The organism is Bartonella sp. AA97HXZ, from assembly GCF_042196985.1.
Lineage (GTDB): Bacteria > Pseudomonadota > Alphaproteobacteria > Rhizobiales > Rhizobiaceae > Bartonella.
The window spans coordinates 1-2967 of the sequence record NZ_JBHIRC010000048.1; the positions used below are offsets into that span (position 1 = coordinate 1).

The following is a 2967-nucleotide window of genomic DNA, read 5'->3' on the forward strand; positions in this document are numbered from 1 at the left end:
TGAAAAGTTCTGTCGACCATATCGCGCTTTTTTCCATTTATACCCCCATCAAACCAAATTAAGGTAACGCTGCTGGGGTCTTCGTTTGTTGATTTATTAGATTGATATTCTTCTAAAACTATTACCAAAGCACGATGTCCTGTACGAGATAAATTAAAAATAGCTTGAATGCCATCAGCAAATATTTCTATAAAATTTTCTTTATTTGTTTTTTCTGTGACGTGAATTATAGGTACAACGTCTATTTTATCAGTGTCAGAATTGACAAACTTTTGTTGTATAATGCACGTTTTAACAATTTTATTATCAGCAAATATTTCAGAATTTTTAAGAAAAGGATTTTCATACGGGGAATATTTTTGCTTTCGCAAGTTTATTTTATCCATTTTGATCGTCCGTTGATTTTTTATCACCTGTTACGACTTAAGAAAGTTTTTCTTCGCAAAAATAAAAGTCATATTGACACTTGAGCGAATGTAAATTATCCTTATTGGAGATTCGATTTATTATTTTAATATGGCAATTGTATTACCATAAATGACAGTTAGTATATCAGATAAACAAAGAAAGCAAACCGTTAGGCACGATCAGAGTCCTTTCATTAATGATATTGTGGTTTCTATTAAGGATCCAGAAGAGCAGATTCTTGTCAATGTGGCGCTAATTTTTGATTTAAAAGCAGCAGGAATAAAAGTTTTTTTAGTTTTGGCTTGGATACTTCAAAACAGATTAATTCGCACTAATACTGTCATTTTAGATAAGGCTATTTTAAAAACATTTCTTGAAGCTCAAGAAAGTAAGTTAGCATTATCACCAACAACCTTTTTTCGTGGTGTAGCTGAATTAGAAAAAGCTGGTATTATTGCTAAACAAAATCATAGAGCTTGGTATTTTATTAATCCAAGTCTTGTTTTTAAAGATAGGAAAGTTGTTTTTACAAAAAATGTTGAATTAGAGAATGGGAAAATGGGGACTTAATTTTCCTTTACTATATTGAAAATATTTTTCTTTTGAATATAGTTTCATCTTGACTCATTATGTAAATCTATGAGTCGTTTCAAATAGAGGGAAATATAATGGCAAAAAAATAAAAACCCAACTGCGTTAACAGAAGGGTTTCTAAAATACCCGTACCACATATACGGTAAATTAAATTAAATTCAAAAGAATTAAATCTACAAAGTAATTCCTAATTTAATTTATCGTGAAGCATTCTGCAAGAGAAATTTTGTAGAAAAGGGATATTTTTAGCATTTTTTTGCCTCCAATAGAGAGGTTTTAAAAATTATGGTTAAGAAAACATCTGGTAGAAAATTAACTTCAAAGCACTGGGAATATATAAAAATTGCTGATAATACTGATATTGGACACATTAGTAGAAGCCAACTTATTTTTCTTGTACAAGAATTACCTATAATTGGTCTTATCAAAGGAACGGAAGTCCATTTATTAACCAAACTTTTGAATACTGTACCCGTTTCGCATTTTGAAAAAGGTAAAATTCCACTAGTTTTTAAAAGCAACCATCAAATTGGTCTAGAAATTGGTTGTACGTCTGTTCATGTAAGTAGATTACTTTCACGCCTTTTTGATAAAGGTCTTATTGTGATGCGGGATTCTGGTAATTATAAACGCTATAGTTTTAATTCTGCTAATCACGTACCAATTGCTTGTGGTATTGACCTTAGCATTTTAATCGCGCGTTACCCTGAACTTCAGCACTCTATTTTAACGATTAAAGAAGAAAAGAAACATCACGATATGGTTGTTAGGACCTTTTGTGGTGTTTGTCGTCGATTGCAGCTTCGTATTGAAGAGATAAAATTTACATCTATTGCTTCAATGTTTTTAAATCGTATTAATAAGATTAAATCTGTTCTTGGGTCCCCTTTTAAAGCGTCTACCTTTAAATTGGAAAAAGCTATTAAGCTTTTTAATTGGCTCCTAGATCGTTTATTTTTTACAAAAATGTTATGCACAAATAACAAAAATGTTATGCAATTACATAATACAACCCCTAACTATAATTGTAATTGTAACAAAAATGAGTGTTCAGAATTATCTGAACACACTCAAACCATTAATGTGACCTCCGGTCACGATAAAATGACTTATGAAAATATAGAGAAAGGCAAGACCGAAACATCACTTCCCTCAAAAGGTAGTACATTGCCTCAAATTAAGCCGGAGATACTAGAAAAGGCTTTACCAAATGCCGTCTTGTTTTCTGAATATAGTCTCCAAACAGAAAGCGATTTGATACGTTCTATGTATCCTATGTACAGAATGATTAAAGTTTCAGAACATGCCGCTGAACAAGCTACAAAAATCATGGGGCTTAAAAAAACAGCTCTAGCCATTGCCATCATTTTTGAAAAATATGCTAGAGGACTTGTAAAATCACCAGGGGGATATCTCCGCGGCATGATTGATAAAGAAAAAAAGGGAGAATTGTATCTAGAGCGTTCTTTATTTGCTTTATTGAAACAAGCTGATCAAGAAGAAATAAATAGTTTAAACTTAGAAAAAAATCAGAAAATAAAGCTAAACGAAGAAAAAAGCTCTTTGTTTGAGTTTGAACTCAATAAAACGTTAAATAATCTAAAAATGCCAAAGTTTACATAAATAATAATTTATATACGAAATAAATATTTTAATTATTTATCGTTATTTTTTAAAGGCGTAACGGAGGTCGAAAATAGTAAAAATTTTTGATTTTGAAAAAGGAGAAAGAGATAAAATGATCAACTTATCCTAGCGGGGATAATTTGTTATGACCTCTCTCTCCAAAAAAAGATATATACAAGATATTTTTATTTAGCAATTATTTTATTAGTTTTTTATACTTTTAAAAGAAACATTAAAAATATTAAATATTTTCAGTTAATCCTTATTTTTTAATGAGAGGCTATCCGCCTCTCAAACTCTCCGGAACGCTCACCAAAATCATGACATCAGACCCGCGTT

Annotated in this window: 3 protein-coding genes; 2 read left to right on the plus strand and 1 reads right to left on the minus strand. The window is 30.6% G+C overall.

Annotated features, from left to right (window positions below; genetic code table 11):
• The coding region (locus ACFINE_RS09395) for a hypothetical protein (protein WP_375621852.1) at positions 1-386 on the minus strand (386 nt) is incomplete at its 3' end.
• A gap of 151 nt (positions 387-537) precedes the next feature.
• On the opposite strand from ACFINE_RS09395, the gene ACFINE_RS09400 reads away from it, so the two are divergent.
• Both ACFINE_RS09400 and repC read left to right on the plus strand, forming a co-directional pair.
• A complete protein-coding gene (locus ACFINE_RS09400; protein WP_375621853.1) occupies positions 538-978 on the plus strand; it encodes a hypothetical protein in 441 nt (146 codons plus the stop codon).
• A gap of 309 nt (positions 979-1287) precedes the next feature.
• Entirely contained in the window at positions 1288-2625 is a 1338-nt protein-coding gene (gene repC / locus ACFINE_RS09405) for a replication initiation protein RepC (protein ID WP_375621854.1), read from the plus strand.
• Positions 2626-2967 lie beyond the last annotated feature (342 nt).

What these genes read in the sequence shown, in the direction of transcription:
- ACFINE_RS09400 (WP_375621853.1), top strand. Translation starts at nt 538, where the DNA reads ATGACAGTTAGTATATCAGATAAACAAAGAAAGCAAACCGTTAGGCAC.
- repC (WP_375621854.1), top strand. Translation starts at nt 1,288, where the DNA reads ATGGTTAAGAAAACATCTGGTAGAAAATTAACTTCAAAGCACTGGGAA.